The 24718-nt window shown below is 46.2% G+C and carries 28 protein-coding genes; 7 read left to right on the forward strand and 21 right to left on the reverse strand.

The window, feature by feature from the left end:
• Positions 1–205: 205 nt before the first annotated feature.
• Entirely contained in the window at positions 206–367 is a 162-nt protein-coding gene (locus tag AC58P7_RS12260) for a hypothetical protein (protein WP_057313103.1), read from the forward strand.
• Between the two features lie 41 nt (positions 368–408).
• On the opposite strand, the gene AC58P7_RS12265 is transcribed toward AC58P7_RS12260, so the two are convergent.
• From AC58P7_RS12265 to AC58P7_RS12280, 4 genes are all read right to left on the reverse strand, one after another.
• Positions 409–1089, reverse strand: a complete 681-nt coding sequence (locus AC58P7_RS12265; protein ID WP_497343151.1) for a glycoside hydrolase family 73 protein — start codon at positions 1087–1089, stop codon at positions 409–411.
• 194 nt (positions 1090–1283) lie between these two features.
• A complete protein-coding gene (locus AC58P7_RS12270; protein WP_497343153.1) occupies positions 1284–2438 on the reverse strand; it encodes a sulfite reductase subunit alpha in 1155 nt (384 codons plus the stop codon).
• Between the two features lie 304 nt (positions 2439–2742).
• Positions 2743–3114, reverse strand: a complete 372-nt coding sequence (locus tag AC58P7_RS12275; RefSeq protein ID WP_497343155.1) for a HesB/IscA family protein — start codon at positions 3112–3114, stop codon at positions 2743–2745.
• A 110-nt stretch (positions 3115–3224) separates the two neighbouring features.
• On the reverse strand, positions 3225–3407 hold the full coding sequence (locus AC58P7_RS12280) for an aspartyl-phosphate phosphatase Spo0E family protein (RefSeq protein ID WP_497343157.1): 183 nt from the start codon (positions 3405–3407) through the stop codon (positions 3225–3227).
• Positions 3408–3748: 341 nt separating this feature from the next.
• On the opposite strand from AC58P7_RS12280, the gene mqnE reads away from it, so the two are divergent.
• Both mqnE and AC58P7_RS12290 read left to right on the forward strand, forming a co-directional pair.
• Entirely contained in the window at positions 3749–4855 is a 1107-nt protein-coding gene (gene mqnE, locus AC58P7_RS12285; RefSeq protein WP_497343159.1) for an aminofutalosine synthase MqnE, read from the forward strand.
• A 40-nt stretch (positions 4856–4895) separates the two neighbouring features.
• Complete coding sequence (locus AC58P7_RS12290) at positions 4896–5960, forward strand: NAD(P)/FAD-dependent oxidoreductase (protein ID WP_497343431.1); 1065 nt, start codon at positions 4896–4898, stop codon at positions 5958–5960.
• Between the two features lie 11 nt (positions 5961–5971).
• Here AC58P7_RS12290 and AC58P7_RS12295 read toward each other — a convergent pair whose 3' ends face one another.
• A complete protein-coding gene (locus AC58P7_RS12295; protein ID WP_497343161.1) occupies positions 5972–6226 on the reverse strand; it encodes a YuzB family protein in 255 nt (84 codons plus the stop codon).
• Between the two features lie 96 nt (positions 6227–6322).
• On the opposite strand from AC58P7_RS12295, the gene AC58P7_RS12300 reads away from it, so the two are divergent.
• Positions 6323–6568 carry a NifU family protein gene (locus AC58P7_RS12300; RefSeq protein ID WP_028558591.1) on the forward strand — a complete coding sequence of 82 codons (246 nt, stop codon included), beginning with the start codon at positions 6323–6325 and terminating at the stop codon, positions 6566–6568.
• Positions 6569–6721: 153 nt separating this feature from the next.
• Here the strand turns inward: AC58P7_RS12300 and AC58P7_RS12305 are convergent, their stop codons facing one another.
• The 6 genes from AC58P7_RS12305 to AC58P7_RS12330 all read right to left on the reverse strand — a co-directional run bounded on the left by AC58P7_RS12305 (position 6722) and on the right by AC58P7_RS12330 (position 12644).
• Positions 6722–7516: an SDR family oxidoreductase gene (locus AC58P7_RS12305; protein WP_497343163.1), complete on the reverse strand. Its 795-nt coding sequence runs from the start codon at positions 7514–7516 to the stop codon at positions 6722–6724.
• A 6-nt stretch (positions 7517–7522) separates the two neighbouring features.
• Positions 7523–8230, reverse strand: coding sequence for a Cthe_2314 family HEPN domain-containing protein (locus AC58P7_RS12310; protein WP_497343165.1), 708 nt, complete (start codon positions 8228–8230; stop codon positions 7523–7525).
• Between the two features lie 39 nt (positions 8231–8269).
• On the reverse strand, positions 8270–9235 hold the full coding sequence (locus tag AC58P7_RS12315) for a DMT family transporter (RefSeq protein ID WP_497343167.1): 966 nt from the start codon (positions 9233–9235) through the stop codon (positions 8270–8272).
• On the reverse strand, positions 9235–10998 hold the full coding sequence (locus AC58P7_RS12320; RefSeq protein WP_497343433.1) for a UbiD family decarboxylase: 1764 nt from the start codon (positions 10996–10998) through the stop codon (positions 9235–9237). The genes AC58P7_RS12315 and AC58P7_RS12320 overlap by 1 nt, the downstream gene beginning before the upstream one ends.
• 82 nt (positions 10999–11080) lie before the next feature.
• Entirely contained in the window at positions 11081–11980 is a 900-nt protein-coding gene (locus AC58P7_RS12325; protein ID WP_497343168.1) for a COX15/CtaA family protein, read from the reverse strand.
• Positions 11981–12299: 319 nt separating this feature from the next.
• Positions 12300–12644: a thioredoxin family protein gene (locus AC58P7_RS12330; protein ID WP_497343170.1), complete on the reverse strand. Its 345-nt coding sequence runs from the start codon at positions 12642–12644 to the stop codon at positions 12300–12302.
• Between the two features lie 173 nt (positions 12645–12817).
• Between AC58P7_RS12330 and AC58P7_RS12335 the strand changes: the two genes are divergently transcribed.
• Positions 12818–13657, forward strand: coding sequence for an SPFH domain-containing protein (locus AC58P7_RS12335; RefSeq protein ID WP_497343172.1), 840 nt, complete (start codon positions 12818–12820; stop codon positions 13655–13657).
• 11 nt (positions 13658–13668) lie between these two features.
• Complete coding sequence (locus AC58P7_RS12340; RefSeq protein WP_497343174.1) at positions 13669–13860, forward strand: type II toxin-antitoxin system antitoxin; 192 nt, start codon at positions 13669–13671, stop codon at positions 13858–13860.
• A gap of 49 nt (positions 13861–13909) precedes the next feature.
• Here the strand turns inward: AC58P7_RS12340 and AC58P7_RS12345 are convergent, their stop codons facing one another.
• From AC58P7_RS12345 to AC58P7_RS12370, 6 genes are all read right to left on the reverse strand, one after another.
• On the reverse strand, positions 13910–14326 hold the full coding sequence (locus tag AC58P7_RS12345) for a DUF4183 domain-containing protein (protein WP_497343176.1): 417 nt from the start codon (positions 14324–14326) through the stop codon (positions 13910–13912).
• Between the two features lie 20 nt (positions 14327–14346).
• Positions 14347–14706: a DUF4183 domain-containing protein gene (locus tag AC58P7_RS12350; protein WP_497343178.1), complete on the reverse strand. Its 360-nt coding sequence runs from the start codon at positions 14704–14706 to the stop codon at positions 14347–14349.
• 134 nt (positions 14707–14840) lie between these two features.
• Positions 14841–16082, reverse strand: a complete 1242-nt coding sequence (locus AC58P7_RS12355) for a hypothetical protein (protein ID WP_497343180.1) — start codon at positions 16080–16082, stop codon at positions 14841–14843.
• A 54-nt stretch (positions 16083–16136) separates the two neighbouring features.
• Positions 16137–16970 carry a hypothetical protein gene (locus AC58P7_RS12360; RefSeq protein WP_497343182.1) on the reverse strand — a complete coding sequence of 278 codons (834 nt, stop codon included), beginning with the start codon at positions 16968–16970 and terminating at the stop codon, positions 16137–16139.
• Positions 16967–17656, reverse strand: coding sequence for an ABC transporter ATP-binding protein (locus tag AC58P7_RS12365; protein ID WP_497343184.1), 690 nt, complete (start codon positions 17654–17656; stop codon positions 16967–16969). Before AC58P7_RS12365 ends, AC58P7_RS12360 begins: the two co-directional genes overlap by 4 nt.
• Positions 17653–18039, reverse strand: coding sequence for a GntR family transcriptional regulator (locus AC58P7_RS12370; RefSeq protein ID WP_497343186.1), 387 nt, complete (start codon positions 18037–18039; stop codon positions 17653–17655). Before AC58P7_RS12370 ends, AC58P7_RS12365 begins: the two co-directional genes overlap by 4 nt.
• Before the next feature lie 222 nt (positions 18040–18261).
• On the opposite strand from AC58P7_RS12370, the gene AC58P7_RS12375 reads away from it, so the two are divergent.
• A complete protein-coding gene (locus AC58P7_RS12375) occupies positions 18262–19569 on the forward strand; it encodes a DUF2515 family protein (protein ID WP_497343188.1) in 1308 nt (435 codons plus the stop codon).
• 13 nt (positions 19570–19582) lie between these two features.
• Here AC58P7_RS12375 and AC58P7_RS12380 read toward each other — a convergent pair whose 3' ends face one another.
• Genes AC58P7_RS12380 through asnB form a run of 4 tightly spaced genes read right to left on the reverse strand, consistent with a single transcriptional unit; the run spans position 19583 to position 24508 of the window.
• Positions 19583–21277, reverse strand: coding sequence for a putative polysaccharide biosynthesis protein (locus tag AC58P7_RS12380; RefSeq protein WP_497343190.1), 1695 nt, complete (start codon positions 21275–21277; stop codon positions 19583–19585).
• 46 nt (positions 21278–21323) lie between these two features.
• On the reverse strand, positions 21324–21803 hold the full coding sequence (locus AC58P7_RS12385; protein ID WP_497343192.1) for a DUF456 domain-containing protein: 480 nt from the start codon (positions 21801–21803) through the stop codon (positions 21324–21326).
• Between the two features lie 49 nt (positions 21804–21852).
• The gene (locus AC58P7_RS12390; protein WP_497343194.1) at positions 21853–22590 is read right to left on the reverse strand and encodes a Cof-type HAD-IIB family hydrolase; all 738 of its coding nucleotides are present in this window, start codon (positions 22588–22590) and stop codon (positions 21853–21855) included.
• A 43-nt stretch (positions 22591–22633) separates the two neighbouring features.
• Positions 22634–24508: an asparagine synthase (glutamine-hydrolyzing) gene (asnB, locus tag AC58P7_RS12395; RefSeq protein ID WP_497343196.1), complete on the reverse strand. Its 1875-nt coding sequence runs from the start codon at positions 24506–24508 to the stop codon at positions 22634–22636.
• Between the last annotated feature and the right edge of the window lie 210 nt (positions 24509–24718).

Here is a 24718-nt window from a genome sequence, read left to right on the forward strand (position 1 = left end):
AGGGGGATAATGTGTATAAACTTATACACACCCAAAACTTTCCAAATGCTGATAAAAAAAATTGATCGCTATTTTAGGCATTTTTCACGTTCTCTTAACATAACCTTCATCTTATTCACAAAATTGAAAAGAAATTTTAATCGTCCCTTAATAATCATCGTCTACAATAATACTAAGAAGACAATCCAAAAGGAGTTGAACGAGTATGATCGTATACGATATCGTTTTAAATGGAGAAATCAAAGAAACGATTAAACCGCGTAAAAACCGTTTGAAAGAAATTTATGCTTTTATGCAAGAGCAAACGAAGCTGATGCAAGCCAAATATGGTGAAAACGTACGAATTAAAGGCCGAATGGTGTACTAGAATAGCCATTTCACCCTCGGCCCCACTCTTTTTTTCCACATCTAAATAATCCCTTTCCGATGTAATACGGTTAATAATCGATAGAAATCATAGCTCCCTTTTTCAGGTGTGTCGATGAGTCCCGCCTTCACCGCTGCATCAATGCCTGGTTTGGCCCAAGCCGGTATAACGGTAAGTGCCGACTGCTCCTCGAGTGAATGCACTCTATTCGTTAACTCTGCGATTTGTGCCTGTAGTTTCTCTAACATCCGTATGACCTCCCCATCAAAGAAAGTTAACCCTTCTGTTGCTATAATCGCATTCAGTTTACTTGCATAGGCAGGGTCAGTTGCGTATCCACTGTTCTGTAAAGCTGTTGTCTGAGCCTGTGGACTACTCGCTGACCGTATTGCTGTATAACGTGCTATTTGAAATAGCAGATCTTGATCACGAAATCCATCCTCAATAGAAGCGTAGGCACGAAAATCCCCCATGACATTAGTTACTTGCTCCCCCTTGATGAATTCCCATGTTCTTGCTGACACACGATCTCCCTGCCAGTACGGCGTTAGGACGCCACTCCCTACTTTATAACCCACTACATTGTTCCACGCATTCATTTGATCACCAGTCTCCAGCAACGCTTGGGCAATTCGGACCGATGGGAATATCGGTGAGCCTTCCAATCGAAGCTTCACAGCAATCGGTGCAATGAGTTCAATGAAATCCTTCCTAGAAGCCATTTAACGCCCTCCCTTCTAGCAACTGCACTTGCTAGCTTAATACAATATATTATTCATAAAATGGTATAAAGGGACGGCTAGTAGAGGGGCTCGAGGTGGATATTCATACGAAATTGCCGGCGCTTTTACAAAAATGGAAAAGGGTGTACCTCAGTCATCTTCATGACTTTTGGGACACCCTCATCTAATTTCAATTAATAAACGTCGCGTTGGTAACGTCCTTGCTCTTGCAAGCCATTCAAATACGCTTCAGCATCTTCGCGACTCAACTTGCCTTCTTTTTCAATAATGTCAATCAGGGTGTTGTGAACATCCTTCGCCATGTTTTGTTTATCGCCGCACACGTAGAAGTAAGCTCCGCGCTCTAACCATTCGAATAGCTCCTGGCTATTCTCCTGCATTTTATTCTGCACGTACACTTTCTGTGCCGTATCGCGGGAGAAGGCTACGTCGATTTTGGTCAGTGCGCCAGCCTGTTGATATTGCTCAAGCTCCTCCTGATACAGGAAATCTGTCGCGGAGCGCTGGTCGCCAAAGAACAACCATGCATTGCCTGTCGCTTTGCTCACCGCACGTTCTTGAATAAAGGAACGGAATGGCGCAATACCTGTACCAGGACCTACCATGATGATATCCTGCTCCGAGGACTCCGGCAGGTTAAAATGTTTGTTTACTTGAACAAAGACCGGAACAGTTTCTCCTTCGTTCAGGCGCTCTGCGCACATCACGGAACATACGCCTTTGCGCTCGCGACCATGCGCCATGTAGCGAACCGCACCGATCGTGAGGTGAACTTCCCCCGGATTGGCTGCAAAGCTGCTTGCAATGGAATATAACCGTGGCGGCATTTTTCTTAATAAAGCGACAATTTCGTGCGCGGAAGCTTTCCAAGGTCCAAATTCACTCAGTAAGTCAAGCACATCGCGGCCGTCTATATAAGCCTTCAGCTGCTCCGCATCCGCCACAAGCTGCTTCAACGCTTCATTTTCGGAAAATTCAGCTGCTTGCTGAACAATTTTCCTGGATAACAGCGTAAGCTCGAAATGCTTCAATAGCGCTTCTTTCAACGGGAGCGTTTCGTTCTGTTTATTAATGACAACCGCCGTGTCCGCATCCCACTTCATAACCTCAAGGATAGAAGCGACCAACTCAGGATCGTTGTCAGGTACTACGCCTAAGCAATCGCCGGGCACATAGGACAGGCCAGAGCCTTCGAGTGAAAGCTCAATATGGCGTGTTTCTTTGCTGGAGCCTTCTCCGTTTAAATTAAAATTTCTCAACACTTTCGCTTGAAACGGATTGGTTCTGGAAAACAAGGATGGTACTTTTTCGACATCAGTAACTTGCATTTCTCTTCACCCCAGAAGATTTTTATTATTTAGAATAGCACATGCCGCTAAACTTAGAAATGTTTTTTAATTAACCATATTATGAATCTTTAACTTTTTTGAAAAAATTAAACAATTTGTCTTAATTTGAGGCCATATTGTTGGATGACAATAGAACAAAGCGCTGTATACGCGCTTTGCTTCTTTGTTTCTGACTATCTACTACTGCTATCTTGAGTAGATTGCTGATCACCATTTTCTCAAAAAAACCTCCCAATTCTGTGTATTAACATCTACACAAGCTTGGAAGGTCCGTTATCCGTTTTTAAGCTTCTACCTTATCATCACACGGCTCTGGTGTTCCTTCATAATCCGCTGGTTTGAAGGATGATCCACAACCACACGATGCTACTGCATTCGGGTTATTGATGGTGAAACCGCCACCCATGCCTTTGTCTTCAAAGTCGATTTGGACGCCGTATAAATACTTAGCGCTGTCTTCATCCACAACTACCTTCAGACCGTGAATGGTAAATTCTTTATCGTCAGACTTTTGATCATCATCGAAGCCCATTCCATACGAAAAGCCGCTACAACCGCCTGCTTTCACGCCAAGACGTAAGAATAGCTTAGTTGATTCTTCAGAAGCCAAAAGCTCTTTAATTTTATCACTAGCTGATTCACTTATGTTAATCATAATGGAAATCCCTCCCTGGTGTTTCCCTGCTTAAAGGAAAACTGGCATTGGTATACGAAGTGCTTACTTCAAGTATACTCCTAATCCATCCGATGCTCAAGGGCAGCTGTTCATTGTTTAGGGCGTCTTGTTGCATAATACTGCAATAGCAGCTGGTCCAGATCTCGACTGCATTTCTGCACGTCAGGATGAAGGAAACCATAAGAGGTCCCCAAACTAACCATTTGGCCTCGAAGCTGTTCAATTTTGATATGAAGTCGTTCCTGCGGTTCGGTCACGAATAATGGTAGCACGATTATTATCACCTTTAGCCCTTACGTAATCACATTGCAATAGTATACAGGAATTTGTTAATATTGGGAATAACATTTCACCAAATTCATCGAAAAAATACCTGACATGGATAACATTGTCGATTTATCTTCAACGTTCGGATGTTGCCCCTCCCAAGTAGGAGGTTTATAATAAGAGAGATGGATAGTTTGTATCGTTATAAAACTAGGTGTGAATTCCTTAACCGAACTGGTTGACAGGTACGCGAGCAACTCACACCACTTAACGCACCTGGTTCTAGGTTCTAGCTGCGTCGTTTCAGTATGGGTTTTATTATATATTTTCATAGGAGGCATGGAGCATGAGTATTGTGACTACGGACCCGCTCAAACGGATGGCTGAAATTGCTGATAAAGTTGAGAATGGCGAACGTCTGACCATGGAAGATGGACTATTCTTATATGAATCCGACGATCTCTTAACCATTGGTCAATTAGCAAATAAGGTGAATACACGTTTAAACGGAAACAAGGTGTATTTTGTTCAAAATATGAGCTTGTACTTCACGAATGTATGTGAGGAGCATTGTTCTTTTTGCCATTTCCGCCGCGACGAAGGTGAAGAAGGTTCTTACACGCTGACACCTAGTCAGATGTTAGATTATATTGCTGAAAATTTTAACCCTGAAATTAAAGAGTTCCATATTTCTCAAGGGCATAACCCTCACCTACCTTTCGATTATTATGTCGATTGCATTCGCCAACTGAAGCAAGCTTATCCAGATGTTACGATTAAAGCTCATACGGCAGCAGAAATTGAATTTTTCTCTCGGATTAGCGGTTTAAGCTACCGTGATGTGCTCAAAACGTTGATGGATGCTGGACTTTCCACGCTACCTGGCGGCGGTGCAGAAATTCTAACGGAGCGCTACCGCGCTAAAATGAAGGTCGAAAAAGCATCCACAGAAGAATGGTTGGATGTTCATCGCCAAGCTCATCTTCTTGGGATGAAGACACATGCAACGATGCTGTATGGTTCCATTGAAACAAAGGAAGAACGCATTCGCCATATGATGCTGCTGCGCGAGCTGCAGGACGAAACAGGCGGTTTCCTTGTGTTCATTCCGAACTCTGTACAGCCAGCTAGTAAAAATGCAGGTCTTAAACGACGTGTACCTGCTTGGGACGAGCTCAAAACCATCGCGATCAGCCGCTTAATGCTGGATAATTTCCCGCATATTAAAGCTTATTTCATCAATATCGGAACGAAACTTACGCAGCTATCCTTTACCTTCGGTGCATCAGATGCACACGGTACGATCGTGAAAGAGAAAATCTCCCACGCCGCGGGCGCACTTTCGCCTGAAGGTCTTACACGTGATGAGCTTGTATGGCTCATTCAAGGTGCTGGCCGCGTCGCGGTTGAACGTGACACCTTTTATAATGAAATCAAAGTGTATGAGAGATAATAGAGAATAGATCATCGTTCAGAAGGGATATTGGTTGGCTATGAAAAAGTTTGTTATTCTCGGAGGTGGCTATGGCGGTCTGACCATAGCTTTAAATTTGCTGGAAAAAGATCTACCAGACGATACAGAACTTATTATGATTGATCGTAGTCCATTTCAAGGCCTGAAAACCGAATATTATGCGCTCGCTTCCGGTACGATTGCTGAAACGCATATCCGTGTGGCCTATCCCGATGATTCTCGACTACAGCTGGTGTATGGAGAGGTTTCCGGGGTTGATCTAGGAGCGAAACAAGTCAACTTCCACGACAAAGAACCAATCTCTTATGATTGGCTAGTCATTGGACTTGGTTGTGTAGACAGTTATCATGGCATTGTCGGCGCTCAAGAGTTTTCCTCCAGTATCCAAACACTGGCTCAAACGCGTGCAACCTACCAGAAAATTAACAATATCTCCCCTTATGGGCAAGTGTCCATCATTGGCGGAGGACTTAGCGGGGTTGAAATGGCTTCAGAGCTTCGCGAAAGCCGCCCTGACCTGAATATCCGATTAATTGATCGCGGTCCAAGTCTACTCTCCGCTTTTCCAACGAATCTACAGCAGTACGTGCGTGAATGGATGATCGAGCATCATATCGAACTCCGCACACAAGTATCTTTGGTTCGACTAGATGGCGGAGATTTGTACAATCAAGATGAGATTATTCGTACAGATGCGACGATTTGGACGGCCGGTATACAGCCAACGCCAATAGTCGAAGCTTTGAATGTACCAAAGGATCGTCAAGGACGAATTCTGTTAAATGAATACCACCAAATTCCTGATTTTGAAGAAGTTTTCGTAGTTGGTGATTGTGCGTCACTACCTTTCTCACCAAGCGCTCAAGCCGCTCAAGCGCAAGGCAAGCAAATTGCAGAAGTGATTCAAGCGATTTGGAAGGCAGAGACACCGCGACTTGGCAAAATCAAGCTGAGAGGCACACTAGGTTCCCTTGGTAAAAAGAGCGGCTTCGGCATTATGGGAAAACGTACATTAATGACAGGAAAAATTGCGCGTATGCTCAAAAGCGGCGTGCTCTGGAAGTCCAAACGCCACTTCGGTTAGAATGACAGCAGTTACTCACTGAGTAAGTCGTACATGGCCTCGATCTCTTTGATTTTTTCTAAAATACGAGCATGGAGACTCTCCGCACTTTCCGCGGCAATGATTTCACCGTTGACTAGAGCGTAAGGTTCCATGTAGCACTGGCCACAATTGCCCAGACAGCCGTATTCCATGACATCGAAATCCGGATTTTGTTCGAGGTCTTTCATCACTTTATCTGTTCCTGTGTGCATATTGCTGGCACAAAATTCAATAATTGGTCTCATTTAAAAATTCCACCCCATGCTGATAGTTTCAAGCCCCAAACCATTTTCATTTAAAGCGTATTGTACTATAATAGATAAAGAAAGGAGATGAATCAAATGACAGAAAAAACCAAAGAAGCGATTTACGATGAAGTTCTTGAGGTTTTAGATAAACTTCGTCCTTTCCTACAACGCGATGGCGGTGACGTTGATCTAGTTGATGTGGAAGACGGAATCGTAAAACTGAAACTTATGGGTGCCTGCGGTAGCTGCCCGAGCTCAACAATCACATTAAAGGCTGGTATTGAGCGCGCATTGGTTGAAGAGGTAGAGGGCATAACAGAAGTCGTACAGGTATTCTAATTACGACTATATCACACAATAAACGGCTACATCGTCCTTATGGACGGATGCGTTTATCTAGAAATATAGCCGACTTATCGAGTGAAACATATACATTCTTTATTTTAAGAAAGAGCTTACCTCTAGGGTAAGCTCTTTTTGCTGTATAGTGTTCTATTCGGACTTCCGTTGTTTGAGCACAGGCAAAGGCTGAATCGGATCCAACGCACCTGAGATGTCCATAATATTACCTGTGATGAAATCAGAGTTTGGCGAGCAGAGGAAATCAATGACTCGCGCCACATCCTCACCCGTCCCAGGTCGTCCCACTGGCGTTTCCCCATCCACTTCTAAGCGCGCTTCTTCCATCGTACGTTCTTTATTCTTCCCGCGAATATCGCCAGGACATATCATATTAACCGTGATACCATGCGCGGCTTCTTCTTCAGCTAATGTTTTGGTAAAGGAGACTAATCCTACCTTCGCAGCCGCATAAGCAGCCCTGTGCGTCCAGCCCCTTGCTTCAGCCGCTTTACCGAAGCCGAAATGGATAATGCGCCCCCATCGATTCGCTCTCATCATCGGAAGTACGAGATGATCTAGTTCCATCACACCAATAAGATTTCCCCGCATCAGATATTCAATTTCATCCATGTTATAGTCAGCGAAAAAACGACGTTCACGAACAAAAGGCCCTGCATTATTTACAAGTATATCAATGGGTCCAAGCTTCGAGACCGTTTCTTCCACCATGCGAATAATGTCTTCGCGTTTGGCTACATCACCCTGTACAGCGATGCTGCGAACGCCCATTTCATTCAAGTGATGAACGAGCTCCGTAGCTTCCTTCTCACTTGTTACATAATTGACAGCGACCTGGCAGCCCTTCTTGGCTAGGGTCAATGCGGTCATTTTACCCAAACCCTTGGCACTGCCTGTAACAAGAACTGTTCGACCTTTTAATGGCATGGCCCACTACCCCTTTGTCACATATGCCGTAAAATAAGAAAATGCTATTGTTAAGGTTCGGCACACCATATCAAATCCCTGCTGTAAATCAGACAAATTCATTTTCACATTCTCGATATGAATACGTTCTCCAAGCATTGGCTCTTTCTGAAGGAGGTCATCCAGCATCTCCGCATTAATGTAGTGAATTTCCATATTTCGCAAATTACGCAGTCGATCAAGAGGTGCTTTATACGTCATTTTGAGTGTATAGAGCTGCAGCTCTAGAGAGCCATGGATATGTTTTTCATGCATATGACGAAGGACGGTGAAGTATGAGAAACGAGATTTCAACTTCTCTGTTTTCAGCCCGAACAGGTCATTCATAAAGGTACCTAGTTTATCTAAAATGGAAAACAAACGAATGAACGCATTTTTGTAAAAATAAACGAATCGTTGATAGGACTCAGACTCTTGGGGGTTCATTTCCTCCAAATACGCTTTACGAATATGCTCACCATATCGCTCACAACAATATTTGCTCTGTTCAAGCTCATCCAGCGCATCGATAAAACCCTTACTCCAAATGGCTTGCCGATGGAAAACCGAATATGCCGTGGAGAGGTGACTCTGCTCAGTTTCGATGTGTTTCATATAGGCTCTTACCGCGCTGACCGCTTCCAGCAGGAGTCCGCTGTCGATACGTTTCGGCTCATTAAATAACACGCGAAGCATAGGATCACCTCATCTTTTCCATCTTGATCTGATAATCTGTTACTTCGTTAATATTTGGGCCGTCGTCGTAGGCATGGGTGCGATCTTCGACGCAGATGTCCGATCACGCTGTAAGAAATACATAGCGGCCAATACGCCGACGCCTCCTAGACACTGACTCCATGAGATCGACTCATCGAGGAGAAAGAAGCCTCCTATCGCAGCTGTAACTGGGAGCAAGTAGCCATAGGCCGATGATTTGAAAGGTCCTAGCTTCGCCAAACTCCAATTATGCAGGGAAAAACCAACCGCTGTGGCCAGCAATGAGGTATAGATTAAGCTAATCCAGCCTGTCTGGGAGATGGCTGCGAGATAGGCACCATCCGCGCGTATGAGAACAAACGGTAATAAAGAAATGGCTCCTGCTGTCATTTCAAGCGAGATTAAGATCGGAAGCGGATATTTCACGACGAGTCGATTCATGCCAATGAGATAAATGGCCCCCATGAAGCTTCGCATCAACAGCAGAATATCGCCTCGAAATGTGTCACTGCCTAAGTGAAAGCCCTCGGCTCCCCCAGAGACAATGAGAATGACACTAGCCAGCGCCAAAGGAATACCGATCAGGATACGCCAAGTAACCTTCACCTGACCGGCAATGACGGCGATAAGCACTGTAATGACTGGCATAAAGCCGCGACCAAGCACAGCGCCATTAGCCGCGTTGGAGAACTGCAAAGCGTACTGCAGCAGGGCTTCCATCCCTACTGCATTGAGTATCCCTAATCCACAGATAAGCAGCAGATCTCGACCGGCAATCTGGAAGCGAAGCGATCGTGAACGATAATAGAAGTAAGTATAGACCCACAGAATCGGAATCATACTCGCAAAGCGCAGGCCATTAAAGACCAGACTGTCCCATTCTCTGCCCCCGATTTTGAGAGAGGCTAAGTTAATCCCCCAAAGCAGGTAAACAAGCACGAATCCGAGATGCGGGTAAATCGCTCGCATACGCCCTCGATTCATCACGCGAAATATTCCTTCCATCTGCGATCAACCAGTTCGACAATATCTTCCCGTGGGAATAACTCATCCGGATAACCAGGTTTCATTCGAGCGTCAATCACAATCGGAACTTCGTAAGCGATATGATGACGGTTCACGCTAGACTGCGCATACATATCACTTGCAGGGTTAAAGCGTGTGAACACCGTCCATAAGAATTTCGTTTGATCATTGGCAATGCCGCTGGCATCATCGACAAGTATGACCATCGGCCATTGCTTCAAGCGGCTAGCCGCATTGGCAAGCAATCGCTGCGGCAGTTCAGGCTCAGCCGCATAGGATGCGCCAGAGACGAGCAGACAGCCGCCGCAGTACACAGCGATATCATGGATCTCTGGCAGCTCGCCTTCGGTGTACGCCCTCGGTAGCTCGCGTACAGGGCCACCCGTGCCAAGCAGTACCGCTTTCGAGCCATGGTTGAGCTGACCACCGGTATAATCCAGCGTATCATGCGACGTTTTATTAAATATAAACAGATCCCGAGCAGGATCGAATCGTTCCAATACATTCTCTAGTAGCTTAGAGAAGTTGGCTAAGGTCGTAGGCTGATCCGTCACGATCAGGAACTTCGTGAGGGATAGCTGTCCCTCACCGAGAATACGGAACGCCGTGCCGAGCGCCTCACGGCTGTAGCTTTCGCGGACGACGGCGGCTGCGAGCGGGTGGAACCCGGTCTCGGCATACGTCCACAGGTCTTTCACCCCTGGCATCGCCATTGGGAACGCAGGTTCCAGCAGTCTTTGCAGGAATTCGCCAAGGAAGTAATCCTCCTGGCGGGGCTTGCCGACGATCGTCGCCGGATAGATCGCGTCTTTGCGGTGCCACACATGGTTCACGCCCAAAACGGGGAAATCATGGGTGAGTGAGTAATACCCGAAGTGGTCGCCGAACGGCCCTTCCGGGCGTCTCAAATGCGGCGGTACGGAGCCGCATATCGCGAACTCCGCCTCGGCCACGAGGCGGTGCCCCCCATGGGGGTTCTCCACCATGGGCAGCTTCTGCCCGAGGATGAGCGAAGCGAGCATCAGCTCGGGCAAGTGCTCGGGCACCGGCGCAATCGCCGAGGCGATGAGCGCTGGCGGGCCGCCAAGGAATACGGTGACGGGCAGCGCCTGGTTGCGCTTCTCGGCTTCGTGATAATGGAAGCCGCCGCCTTTATGTATTTGCCAGTGCATCCCGGTCGTGAGGTCATCATACACCTGCATGCGATACATGCCTAGGTTATGATGACCGCCATCGGGATGCTCGGTGTATACGAGCGGCAGCGTGACGAACGGGCCGCCATCTTCTTGCCAGCTCGTCAGGACAGGCAGTCCTGCGAGCGGATTGTCCTGCTTCAAGCCGCCGAGAATCGGCGCTTGATTCGGTTGGATCTTCTTCGTCCCCACCTTCATCAGGTCGAGGATGAGGCCTCTTTCGCCCCACAGCGCTTTGGGCGTCGGCGGCAACAACGTGCTTGTTGCGTTGATAACCGCTTTCATGAATTGCTCCGGTTTCGGACCGAAAGCTAGATCAACACGTCTTGTTGTCCCAAACAGGTTCGTTACAACTGGGAAGCTGCTCCCTTTTACATTCGTGAAAAGCAAAGCAGGTCCTTGCTCATCGATCACACGGCGATGTATTTCCGCAAGCTCGAGATTCGGGTCAACCGGAGCTGATATTTCAATTACTTCATTTTCGCGGCGCAAAATCTCAAGAAACGCTCGTAAATTCGTTGGTACCATAGGAATTTCCACCTTTAACTGTATGAGGATGAAAAAGGAAATGGCCTTCCGTCAGAAGGCCTTCTTGTGCCGCAGTCAGCTGCTAAGCTTTGCGGTCATATAGGGTAAGCACACATAAATAACATAGGAACCCAAACATACAAGCCACAATAATGGCATGAATCATGCCTGTAAATAAATACGCCACTTCATTTCCCATTGACCAGGTTACTACTGCTCCGCTAATGACTTGCAGCGATACGAGGATGAGTGCCCATTTGCTGCCAAACCACAGCTTGTCTGTACTCTGATAATGGCGTCGTGCTTGGAGATACAGAAATAAAATACAGATAAACAGCAGCAAGGCAGCAATTCGATGGGTAAACACAATGCCCGTTGCGCCGCTGAGCTCTGGAATCACTTCGCCATTGCATAAAGGCCAGCCCGAGCAGCCACCTGAGGAAACGGTATGTCGAACGAATGCCCCTAGATAGACAACCACATAGCTGTAAATGGCGGTAAACCAAACGATTACTTTAAAGCTTTTGTGAATCTGCGTATTCCGCTCATATTGTCCCCATGGTGTAAACACAAGAGCAAGCAGCAGGGAAAATGCGAATGCGAGTAAGGATAATCCGAAATGGAGTGCCAAAACAAGAGAGGATTGCGGCCAAACGACGGCCAAAGCGCCCATGGCTGCTTGAATCAGTGTCATGACCACAGTTGCTGTGATAAAGAATTTAGCATCTCTTCGTTTAACATAGCGAAAAACTAAGACAAAGGTTGCCACAAGAATGAGTGTCACAATTCCAACAACTAAGCGATGACTATACTCGATAAAAGAAGAAATGGTATGCGCCGGAATGAATTTACCATGGCACAACGGCCATTCATCTCCACAGCCTCGACCTGCATCAGCCTTGGTCACTAAGGCACCCATAGCAAGAATAAGAAACATACCGATGGCGGATAAATTAGCTAATCTTTGTATCCATTTTTGCATGATTGCACCTACTTTATGTCATATCTACTGAGGATCTTGTCGAATGCAGTTGTTCCGATTTCAATTATAGCTGTAATATGAAGGCATTTCCATTCGCAAATGTTACAAAGCTCCGAAACCACAGCGAATCGGCCATCTTCTGGAGCTCTCCAACAGTATAGTTTGTGCAGCGGAGAGGTATTTATTCGGTAAGTAAATCGGGATAAGTGCTTAGGCTCGGTTTCCGAGCCTATTACCCGTATTAACGATGCTTCGCATCAAATAAAAAACACCGACATCGGATGTGATCCGACGACGGTGTACATAAGCGCTTACCATACTAAGGCGCTAATGCATTCGATACTTCAAGGGCACGATTTAGAAATTGCTCAATTTCTTCCCGTGTTTTACGCAGCTTACTGACGAAACGAACAAGCTCTTGGCCGCCTCGGAAAGCAATAAAGCTTGGAATACCTAAGATGTTTAATTGCTCGCAAAGATCAGGGAATTCATCGCGATCCAATTCAATGAATGTGAGACGACCTTCGTAGGCTTGCTCCACCGAAGGCATAAAAGGATCAATATAATGGCAATCCTTACACCATGTTGTCTTAAAAATAGCAATCGTCACACCTGATTGCGAAATTTGTTCCTGGAATTGTTGTTCTGTTGAAACTTTACGCATATAGGGACACCTCATCACTTCAGGAATTTACTCTCTTATAGCATGCGGGAAAAAGGGTGTCAAGCGTTGTGCTGTTTGGCCCTATTATTTCCGTATCGACAATTTACAATTAAAGTAAAAAGTGATATCATATAAATATCAAAATAATATTTATATGGGGAGGTTTTACATGTATGAAAGAAACAAAAGCTTGGTCATTGAATGGATTTATCGGATTACTCTTATTTCTCGCCGCTTTCGGGTTAGGGATTTACGGCTTAACCCAAGAGAACTTTGTAATTGGTTTCATTTTGATTGTTGTGGGTATTATCTCCGTATCGACGATCACCGTCGTTCAACCGAATGAGGCATCGGTGATTACTTTTTTCGGAAGCTATCTGGGCACGATTCGCAAGAGTGGTCTCTGGCTCGTTGTTCCCTTTTCTACACGTAAGAAAATTTCGTTGCGGGTTCGTAATTTTAACAGTGTGAAATTAAAAGTGAATGATATCGAGGGTAACCCGATTGAAATTGCTGCTGTTATCGTTTTTAAAGTTGTTGATACGTATAAAGCGCTGTTCGATGTAGACAGTTATGAGAAATTCGTTGAAATCCAAAGTGAGACTGCGCTTCGTCATGTAGCAAGCAAGTATCCGTATGACCGCTTCGAAACGGAAGGCTATTCATTAAGAGGGAATGCCGATGAAGTAGCGGCAGAGCTTAGTACAGAGCTTCAGCATCGTCTTTCCGTTGCCGGTGTTGAGGTGATTGAGTCTCGACTGACTCATCTTGCCTACTCTACGGAAATTGCCAGTGCCATGCTGCAGCGTCAGCAAGCTTCTGCCATTTTATCAGCACGCCAAATTATTGTTGAAGGTGCTGTTGGCATGGTTCAACTGGCTGTCGAGCAGTTGGAAGCCAAGGGATTGCAGCTTGATGAGGAGCGCAAAGCGGCCATGATCAACAATCTCCTTGTTGCGATTGTATCTGATCGATCAGCGAGTCCGGTCATCAATACCGGCACGTTGTATTAACGGAGCCGGTTATGGCTGCCAAGAAAAATTTTCCGCTTCGATTAGATCCGAAGCTGTACCAAGCTTTGGAGCAGTGGGCAGAGGATGAGTTCCGAAGTGTTAACGGACATATTGAATATCTACTCCGCGAAGCGCTCATCCGTTCGGGACGACTTCCAAAGGCAAGTGCCGCTCAACAAACGAATGAAGACTCGGAGAAATGACAAAAAACATCTTACAAGGCATTAGCCCTGTAAGATGTTTTTCTTTGTTTTATACTGTAATTGTAATCGTGGGAGCAGAAATGGTTGGTTCTACGGTAATCGTGGAGCTTGTCGTTGAGAAATCAACAACTTCGAGAACAACAGGAGTGCCTGCTACTGCAGAAGTCGTATCTAACACTAATGATGCCGTTGTTAATGTAGAAAGACCCGCTTCTTGCAAAACACCATTGACAAACACATTGATATAACCATTTGTCGGTACAGTAGGAAGTGCTCCAATGGGATCTCCATTATCATCAGAAAAGCTAGCTGCCGGAATGGTCGTATCCGTTGTTATCATGCCTCCGGTAAGCACTGCAACGTATCTCGTGACATTTGGATCAACTGATGTTGTTACGGTTCCTCCAGATGCTGTTGGAGCGGATGATGAAGCTGTCACAAAAAGTTTAATAAGTGAAGCTGCCATTTATTTCACCCCCTTCCCTATCATCTTTTATAGATACGCACACATTGTAGGATGATAGGGACACCATTTTCGGGAATATCCGCTGAAGTCAATGTCAAAGAACCTTTACTTATCTGATAAAGTGTGCTGGGCTGAAGAACGCCATTGACAAAAACTTGTGAGAAGGTAACCGTTTTAGGGCAAGGAATGGATTGCACTCCGTACCCCTTGGTACGATCTGCTTCTGTATAGCAACGCTTGTCTCCATCGGAGATGGCGTAGTAGAAGTATGTTTTTGACACATAATTGGCTTTGCGTAACCGTCCTTTTCTCTTCTTTGGTTTACAGACGGATGTTTCAGGCGAATTTCGCACTCGGATATGAATCACCCCACTAACCACTCTTGCAATAAGATATAGTATGCGTAAAACTTTACCTAAAATTGGATATTACTCTCGGTACTTCCCCCCATTTATGGCATACAAACAACCCCTGATCATTGTGATCAGGGGGATTTAGGGGTTATTCATCTGTGTTATTTCTTTAAATTTATGCCGTACACACTCACATTGCTGATGCCATCATGATCTTTCCGTTGAACCTCAGCCTGATAGATGATGTTCCCCGTCTGCAGCTCAACAGTTGCTATCGATGGGTTGTGTCGACCGTCGAACATTAATACATGTAATCGATTCTTATCTAGCAGAGTCCAATTCGCTCTGCCCCATTCCTTTTGGATAGACTGGAGCGCAAGCTTCACATCACTTATCACTTTATTTTCGGCCACGTTTATACTCATTACGCGTGATTCTGCTGTTTCAGAGATCGAAATCAATGATAACTCTGAATTTGTATACCGGATCGAAACCCCCATCTGGTGATCTTCCATCAAAAAGTTATGCAAAGGTTCATTCTGAATGGTTTTCAATTGTTCCTTCCATAGATCATAAACAAGCAGCTCCCGATTTACTAACCCTTCATCTCTCTTTTCGGTTTCACTCTCTTTTTTATCTGTAATACGATTTTCAGACCGATCGAAGATGGCATACCCATTTGGCCCAAGAATATCACTTGCCCACACATACGTTGTGCTTGTTCGATTGGTATTCCCTTGTGTGGCAGATGGCATGATTTCTTCACGTTTCAACAGCTTCTGGTTCGCTAAGTCTATGGTATAGATATCATATCCTGCATCCTTATACTGTGGATGTAACCCATCTTCTCTCTGCTGACGGTTCACAAGCACCTTCATGATGGGATCTTTGACCTGAACATCATAAATCCGTATCACTTCATCCGTTTTCTTATCTGCACGAATCTCGAAGCTTGAGTTTGCTTTCCCTGCTTTCCCCTTCACCGAAATCGTGAGGAGATCCGATTGTACCTTAGAAGAAACATTCGGATGATCCGCAGCTACATAAGCAAGCATCTTGTCATCCTCGTAAAAGGCGTTCACATCGCTCTTCCCTCGCATAAAAGAGCGATTCTCCTTGAAGAGCTTGTTCAATTCATCCTGATAATAAAATTGCGCATCGAGTCTCTCGAAATACGATAGTTGATCGGATTCCGACTCGCTTCCCTGCGTAGAAATTCTGATCGTTTTACCATTTATTTGACCTTGAACCTGCAAACCTGCTCCATCGCTGTCCTGTCCTTTGATCGTTTTCAAAACATAATCCGGCTTCTGGTCGCCAGCTCCTGACACATAGTACGTACCCATGGCTATCACACAAAAAGGTATCAGCACGATAAGCAGCCAGTATCGTTTGATGTGCACAAGATCACCTCCATAGCATTGTCTTCAGAAAGCTATCACAATCACTATCCTAACTTACACCGTTATTTTTTTGCGCAGTAAATATGCACTGAGGCCTAATGAAATAGCCATAATGACGATACCTATACATATTTGCAACAACAAAATTTCACTCGAAAATAAGGAGAAAGAAATCCATAGTTCATTGATGCCATGTGGCGCGATGATTAGAAATAAAGCGACTGCACTATAAAGAACACCTGCAACAATGCCTCTCCATCGATAGCTTCGTTCCAGAAGTATCCCTGTAAACACCACAGTAACGCCCATAATACCTACGCCGTAATACAAAATAAACTCCATAAAGTAGGTTGGGAGAAATAAATTCAGCAAGGAATCATTCCGGATTAGCTCGCCTAAAGATACCGCTTGTCGAAGCTCGGCTGGAATCATGGCTAGAAAGCTCGTCAGTTGAAGTGGAATAATCACTAGCTGCAAGGCGACAAAGCCAAAAACAAACAGCACGATCGCACTTAATTTAGCCAAATAGACGTTCATACGCGATGTTGGCAGCATAAGAAGTCGGTAGGCAAAGGTATTACGACCGAACCATTCCTTATACCAGATCATAAAAATGTAGAGGACGAGTACAATCGCACATAAACTAATGACGCCTTCGAACCAAACCGAGTTGTACATATTAGAAAGACTTGCTTTCGGAAATCTTTCCGCATATTGTGCCTCCGTCCCACCGTTTCTGTCCATCCAGTCATGAACATCACTAAGAAATGAAATCGATGTGAGCCATATACCGGCAAATTGGGATACCAATAATAGCAGTGCCAAGGCACCATAGAACTTACTAAACCGCACGACTTCCCAGTTCAACAGCTTGCCATAGTATTTCATGTCACATACACCTCTCTCATGACATCCACGACGGACTTACCTTCTTTGGAACGCATTTCCTCCGGATAAAACTGCTTCCTAACCTGACCTTGATCCAGCAAAACAACCTTATCAATTAAATGCTCAATATCTTGAATTTCGTGGGTCGTAATCAGAACACCGCGGTCCTCCATCAAATGACTTGTAAATACACCTGTAATTTGTTCGCGACTGAACATGTCGATACCTGAGAAGGGCTCGTCCATTAGCAAATAGTCAGCATCCAAGGAAAGTCCAATCAACAGATTCGCTTTCGCCGAGTTTCCTTTCGACAAGCTGGATAGTCGGTCCTCCGCATTCAATTTGAAAAAGGTCAATAACTCTTCTGCCCTAGCTTCGTTCCAGTTGCCATAGAAATCCTTCATAAACTGCATGGCTTCCCTTATTTTCATATGAGAGGGCATCGTCAAGGTGTCTGGAATGAATACAACCTTCTCATAAGTTTTGGTAGTGAGGGGGAGACCATCCATACGAATCTCACCACCATGAATGGGGGTCAGCCCCATAATGGCTTTCATAATTGTTGATTTACCCACACCGTTAATCCCGATCAAGCAAGTGATTTGCCCTTTCTCCGCGGTAAAGCTAACCTTATCCAACACATTTTTTCGGCCGTAACGCTTAACGAGTCCATCCACTTCGATCATTCCGAAACCTCCTTCCCACGTTCTGCCTCATACTTCTCCTTAACAAAACGCAACAGTTCATCGGTTGGTAGTCCAATCTTGCTAATGGATTGAACGAATACACCAACTGCTTCCTGAATGAGTTCTTCACGAATGGCATTTAAAATGTGCTTATCCGTCGTTATCCGACTCGGGGAATTACCTGCAGTTGTGATCAACTTCTGCTCCTCCATCTCTTTATAAGCCTTTTGCGCAGTGTTCGGATTAATCTGGAGCAGCCCAGCAAGCTCTCGTCTTGATGGGATTTCTTGCCCACCTTGGATCCGTCCTGTGGCCATTTCCTCCTTGAAGTACCGGACAACCTGCAGATAAACGGGATCGCGATTATTAAACGTTATGTTCATCTACCCATCTCCTATATCCCTTTCTAGGTAAAACTGGATATAATTAGTGTATGTACTATGTGGTTCATACACTCTGTGTGTACTATACTACTCATACACTTTCTATGTCAAGATTAAATTGAACCGGACGATCACTACACATTTATTCCAAACCTTAGACATACCCGTAAGCTCTCGCGCAAATAATAGAAGGATGGATTTGGCGCAAGTAAGGAGGCCATGATGAAAGTAAAACTTCCAATGGAACACGAGAATAATAACGGATTTTATAGCAAGATGAGAGGACTGCCTGGCGCGATTGTTCAGCTTGTCAAACAGCAAGCCGCTAAGTTCATTACTGCCTCCGAGCTAGTTCATCAGGAGTATACGCCTGCAAAATTAGATATTCCCCCCCATGCGATAGCAAGAATAGAAAAGGCTGTACAGCAGCAGCTAGCTTTACAGCAAGGAGGCGTTACTTTTCCTCCTCCCACTGCTGTGGAACAACAAATTCTGGGGCGGATTGTCGCCCAGACTCAGTTAGACAACCGTAATAATGTGACTCGCACACAGGCTTACTGGTCGTGTTATCGCGACTTTCCAGAGCTGCATTGGGCTTTATTAGCCCACATGGTCTCTCGTAACGGAGGCTGGTGTATGACCGATCTACGCGGGGAATTGCTGCCACATTTGTTAAATAACGAGGCTACGGGCCATGTATTCGCCTTTCTTGAGCGTGCAAATGCTCTTATTTTCCAGGATGTTTACCCCCAATTGCTGTTATATGCCGAAAGCAAACGGAGGAAGCAGAGTTTATTTCATCTTCTTCCGCATTTGCATATTTCCGCTTGGATGCTCCCGATCTGGCAGGATTTCTGGCTCTATCAGGATGCCGCTCTCCTTACGATCGGATTGATTGTCAATGAACAGCATTACATCGAGGAGCGCATCGTTCAAAATCCGACCTACCAACAAACTGTTTTAGAGACACCACAGTTCAAAACGCAAGCCTGGCTGCAGCTCAATCAAGTCGGATTCCCGTTTCGATCCGGCTCACCTGAGGCGTCACCGCCTCAACCGCATCTCGCTGGCCTTATTCTAGAAAGCTTCACGAATCTCGATGAACGCGTCGAATTCGGCAAGGGCTTGTACGCGATCCTGTTTAGGGTTCCTGGCGTGCTTCAAGGAGTCCTTGCATTTGCTTCCTCCACTCCCCATACAGGATCGCGTTCCGATTATTGGCCTCATCTGTACGCCCCCATACGAAAAACCCCTCCTGATCGCAAGTATCAGGAGAGGCTTGATGGCTACAGCCTTAAAAAAGGAGCAGCGCCGTTCTATAGTCCTCCTCTTCGCTCGGCGTGGCCTGACAGGCCGCTAGCGCCGGTAGAACGAGGAGATTGGTTTACCAGTGTGGAGGAACCGCTAAAGCATCTGCGATCCATTCCTGTGCCGGTTGCTTTCGATTTGACACAAGATATGTGCCTGGGGCTGAGCAAAATTGAATTAGCTGTTATTGGCGCGCAAACGATCAAGAAATTCATTCCCTGAAGGACATTATTTCCTAAGAACGTTTCATTACACGGCTCACTTTACCAATAAGCTTCTGAACCGGTGACGGAAAGCTTTTCACATCATCCTTCGTCACCACACGCGTTAGCATGAGCATGATCGGGTACAAAGCCACCGTAATTCCGCAAATCAGCGTGGCTTGAATGCCTTGATTCAAACGGAACCACGGCGATGGGAGCACATAGGTGTGCGTCAACCACTCGGCTGCGAAGCCAAGAACACCGATGACGATGATCGTAAAAATAAGCCCACCCAAACGGCGCCCGAGAATCGTGAACGTAACTTCCTTACGAAGCGAGCGAAGGTTCAGCCATGACATCGCAATGAAGCATAGCCCTGTAGAGATAATAATGCCATAGATGCCGAACCATTGGCCCAGCAAGAAGCTCCCTAGCAGCTTGATTGCGATTCCGACAGCTACATGTACCATCAATGGCTTCATCCGCCCCATGCCCATGAGAACAGCCCCTGAGGTCTGCATGACAATCTGAAACATGGCCCCTGCCGTCAGCAAGGATATCATCGCCGGTCCATGAGCAATACCATAGGCCGAATCCTCATAGCCGAACAGGAAGAAGTCGAGCGGCCTAGCCGCAATACTGATCATCAGCACCGCAGGGAGGCCTGAGAGAATAGCGAGTTGGAGCACACGTGTTGTCTGCAATCCTACTGCTTTCAGATCTTTGCGTGAGTATGCAGCAGAAATAATAGGCACAACCGATTGACTCAAGGCGATGGCCAAAATGATGGGAATCCCCGCGAGCGATTGTGCGCGTCCGCCGATGATCCCTACTAAGCCTAGGGCTTCCTTTGCTCCGATTGAATCTTCCAGAAGTGGAATAATCATAGAAGTATCGATGGCATACACGAGCGTTACCGTGACCGAGAACACGACAATTGGGATTGAAAGCTTCAATAAGCTTCGGTAAATATCCCGATACCTGAACATTTCAGCAGGCAGATCTCCAGTCGTTGTGGCTCCGATCTGCTCTGCCGCGGCTTGCGATGCGGCTGTAACTGATTGGCGCGTTTGTGCATCATTTCGTTTAAGCTTCCTGGCGTAATACAGCATCACGGCAAGTGCAGCAATCCCCCCGACAACACCTCCAAAGGAAGCGCCCGCCACACCCCAACCAAGGGAGATATTGAGCAAGAAATACGCAAGTGCAATGGATGTGATCAATCGGAATATTTGTTCCACGACCTGCGAAATACCGTTCGGCATCATATGTTGTCGGCCTTGGAAATACCCCCGCATGATCGCAATAAGCGGGAAGAATAGCATTGCTGGTGCGATCGCTCTTGTAGCTAGCGTAGCATCCGGTCCACCGTGTGAAATATTTTCCGCATAAATAGGTGCGAAAACATACAAGAGCAACGTCATTAGTGCCCCAGCAACGACAGCGAACCAAATCGCAGCCCGATAGATTCTTTGCGCTTCATGAGGTCGACCGATCGCGTTTTTCTCGGCAACCATTTTACTTAATGCACTCGGAATACCCGCTGTTGCGATCACAAGCAGGATGGAATATAGGTTAAAAGCGATGGAATAACTGCCCATTCCTTTCTCATGAAGCAAATGCACCAGCGGTATACGCTGGAAAACGCCGAGAAACCGCGCTACAAGCGCGGCCACGGTGAGAATGAGCGTCCCTTTTACAAGGGAATCTTTGGTTACCTTCGTCAAGTCCGTTCCTTCTCTCTCTTACAGTTTACAAACGTCCTTCTGTGCCTCAAAAGACCCAGAGGAAGAAGATGATAATCATGGCCAGCTGCAAAGCAATTTTCACAACAGAACTAGCAAAAAAACCGAGCACAGAACCAATTCCTGCACGTACTGCATCTTGCCATGAGGTTCCAATAATTAATTCACCCAATACAGCTCCAATGAACGGACCTAGGATGATCCCGAAAGCTGGAATCACGAAGGGACCTATAATTAGACCAATCGTACTACCGATAATTGCAGCTCTGGATCCTCCGAATTTTTTGACCCCTAACGCACTAACGGCATAGTCCGCCACGATAATTATGATGACGATCAAGGTTTGGATCGACCAGAACCAGAAGCCAAATGGCTCCCAACTAATCAGCCAGCCATAGATGAAAAAAGCACCATAAATCGCCAGGACACCTGGCAGTATGGGGTACACAGCACCAACCATTCCGACAACAAATAAAAGAATAACGACAATCCAACCTAAGGTAATCATGCTCAGTTACGTCCTCCATTCATATGAGAATGTGATGCTTTGCTCTCACTTAGGCAAGCATGTAGGTGCGAATGACTTGTGCGACAGCATGCTCATTGTTAGTAACTGTCGTTACATCGGCGATTCGCTTCACTTCATCCTGTGCGTTCCCCATGGCTACGCCAAGTCCTGCTTCACGAATCATCGCAATATCATTCTCACTATCACCCATAGCGATAACCTCGGACATGGAAATACCCAGAAGCTCACACACAGCTTCCACACCGCTAGCTTTAGAGATGCCGAGCGGATTCATCTCCAGGTTCGATGGATGAGAGTTGGTGATTTCAAGCGTCCCCCAACTCGTCACCACATCGCGAATTCTCTGTAATTTTTCCGCATTTTCTGTGAAATAGCCGAATTTAAGCCATTCATGCTGGTTGATATCCAATGCTTCACTTTCCCGATTGAACACACCTTCCACCGAATACGCCCACCACCAACAGTCATTCTCCACAGCAAGCTTATGCAAATCGCGAATCGTTTCAATCGGTACTAGTGTTCTTTTCAGTAACGTTTCTGGCGAAGCCCAAACCTCACTGCCGTTTACCACAACGAGCGGAGTTGAGAGCCCTAGTTCCTTGATGTAAGGCATAGCACTTACTGCCCCGCGCCCTGTGGACATGATCACTACTTTTCCCTGTGAAGTTGCTTCCCGTATCGCAGCCTGATTCTCATCGGATATTTTCTTATCTTCGTTCAATAACGTGCCATCCATATCGAGGGCGATTAATTTAAAGGTTCCCACTTTCGTCAACTCCAGTCTCTATGCTGTCATCCGGCCTCTTGACCTAGTAAGCTGTTAGCACTTTCTTAGGCAGCTCTTCCATGAAGGTTTTGTGCCAAAGCGCGAAGATATAGAGGGTCCATAAGCGTCGTGCATAGTCCCCATGACCATTCCTATGCTTATTCAGCATTTTCTGGGCCGCTGGGATGTCAATGTAATCTTCGATTCCGCTGGATTTGATTTGCTCCATGACCATGTCTCCCATGGCGCCTTTCATCCAATCGCGCAGGGGCACTGGGAAGCCAAGCTTCGGACGGTTAAGAATCGGATCTGGAATGATCCCTTCCATCGCTTTACGGAAAATGTATTTCGTTGTCCCATTCGCAATGCGATATTTCGCTGGAATGCGGCGAGCCACTTCGAACAGCTCTTTATCCAGGAAAGGAACGCGCAGTTCCAGGGAATGTGCCATCGTCATTTTGTCAGCTTTCATCAAAATATCGCCAGGCATCCACAAATTCATGTCGATGTATTGCATCCGGCTAACTGGATCCAGATGTTTCGTTTTGTTATAGTAATCGCCTGCGATTTGCACGGGATTTTTGTATGCGCGCAGCATCTCGCTATCGAGACGCAGCACTTCGGCTTTCATATCCTCGGAGAAGATTTTGGCGTTTCCGAGGAAGCGTTCTTCCAGCGGAGTCGTCCCCCGCAACACATAATTGCGGCCCTTCACTCCGCTTGGCAGGATGCGTGCGAAGCGGTTCAGCATGCGCTTCACCGCAGTCGGCAGCTGATCCAGCGGCTTGAGCGATTGCGGCTCACGGTAAATGCGATAGCCGCCGAACAGCTCGTCCGCGCCTTCGCCGGACAGCACCACCGTCACGTGCTCACGCGCAAGCTGCGCCACGTGGTAGAGTGCAATGGCCGAAGGATCGGCGACAGGCTCGTCCTGGTGCCAGATCGCCTTCGGCATGGTCGCGAAGAAATCATCCTGCGTGATGATTTTGTCGTAGTGCTCTGTCCCGAGCGTCGCAGCGGTCTGAGCCGCGATCGGCGTCTCGTTGTTGGCGCCTTCGAAGCCAACGGAGAACGTGCGGATCGGTTCGATATTCCGCATATGCGTAGCAATGGCCGTGGAGTCGATCCCGCTCGACAAGAAACAACCGCGTTCCACATCACTGACCATGTGGAGCTTGACTGAATCTTTTAAACCTTCACGGATTTGCTCCACATAATAGTCAAATGGTTTCTCTTCCGGTTCAAACATCGGATCCCAATACTTATGTATCGTCATCTCACCGTCAAAGGTGATTTTAACCGAATGAGCCGGCGGCAGCTTAAAGATGCCTTGGAACATGGTATTCGGCTCTGGTACATATTGAAAGGTCAAATAATTAAGCAAGCTGTCCGTATGGATCAACCGATTCATGCCATCCGCCGCAAGCAAGCTCTTGATTTCCGAGCCGAACAAGAATTGACGGTCACTGACATGATAATAAAACGGCTTAATGCCGAAGTGATCTCTCGCTCCGAACAGCTGCTTCTTCTTACGGTCCCAGATCACAAAGCCAAACATACCACGCATGTGCTTCACACAATCCTCGCCGAATTCCTCATAAAGATGGACGATGACCTCTGTATCACTCTGCGTGCGGAAAATATGACCGCGTTCCTTCAACATCGTGCGCAGCTCTTTGTAATTATAAATTTCACCGTTGAAAATAATCCACACGGTTTCATCTTCATTCGTTAACGGCTGATGGCCTTCTTTGATATCGATAACTGATAATCGTCTAAATCCTAATCCAATGCGATTCTCTGTCCAGAAGCCGACATCATTAGGCCCCCGATGCACAATCACATCCGTCATTTGCTGCAAGCTAGCCTCAGTTGGCTCTCTATCTTCAAAATACATAACACCCGTAATACCACACATGGTGAGACTCACTCCTCCGTACTCTCATCATTCTTTCTCTTGGACAACCGATATATTAGTATACCATATCAGCCCGTCATTCTGGAAATACCATGAGCGTACGAGAATGGCTGAATCCTATAGAAAAATGATGGAAATGAGAAGTCGTTTTAAAGAAGCAGATAACCGGCTTTTTTTCATGAGGTTCGACCACCTTTCCTTCGCACACAA

Source organism: Paenibacillus sp. J22FR5, assembly GCF_059691975.1.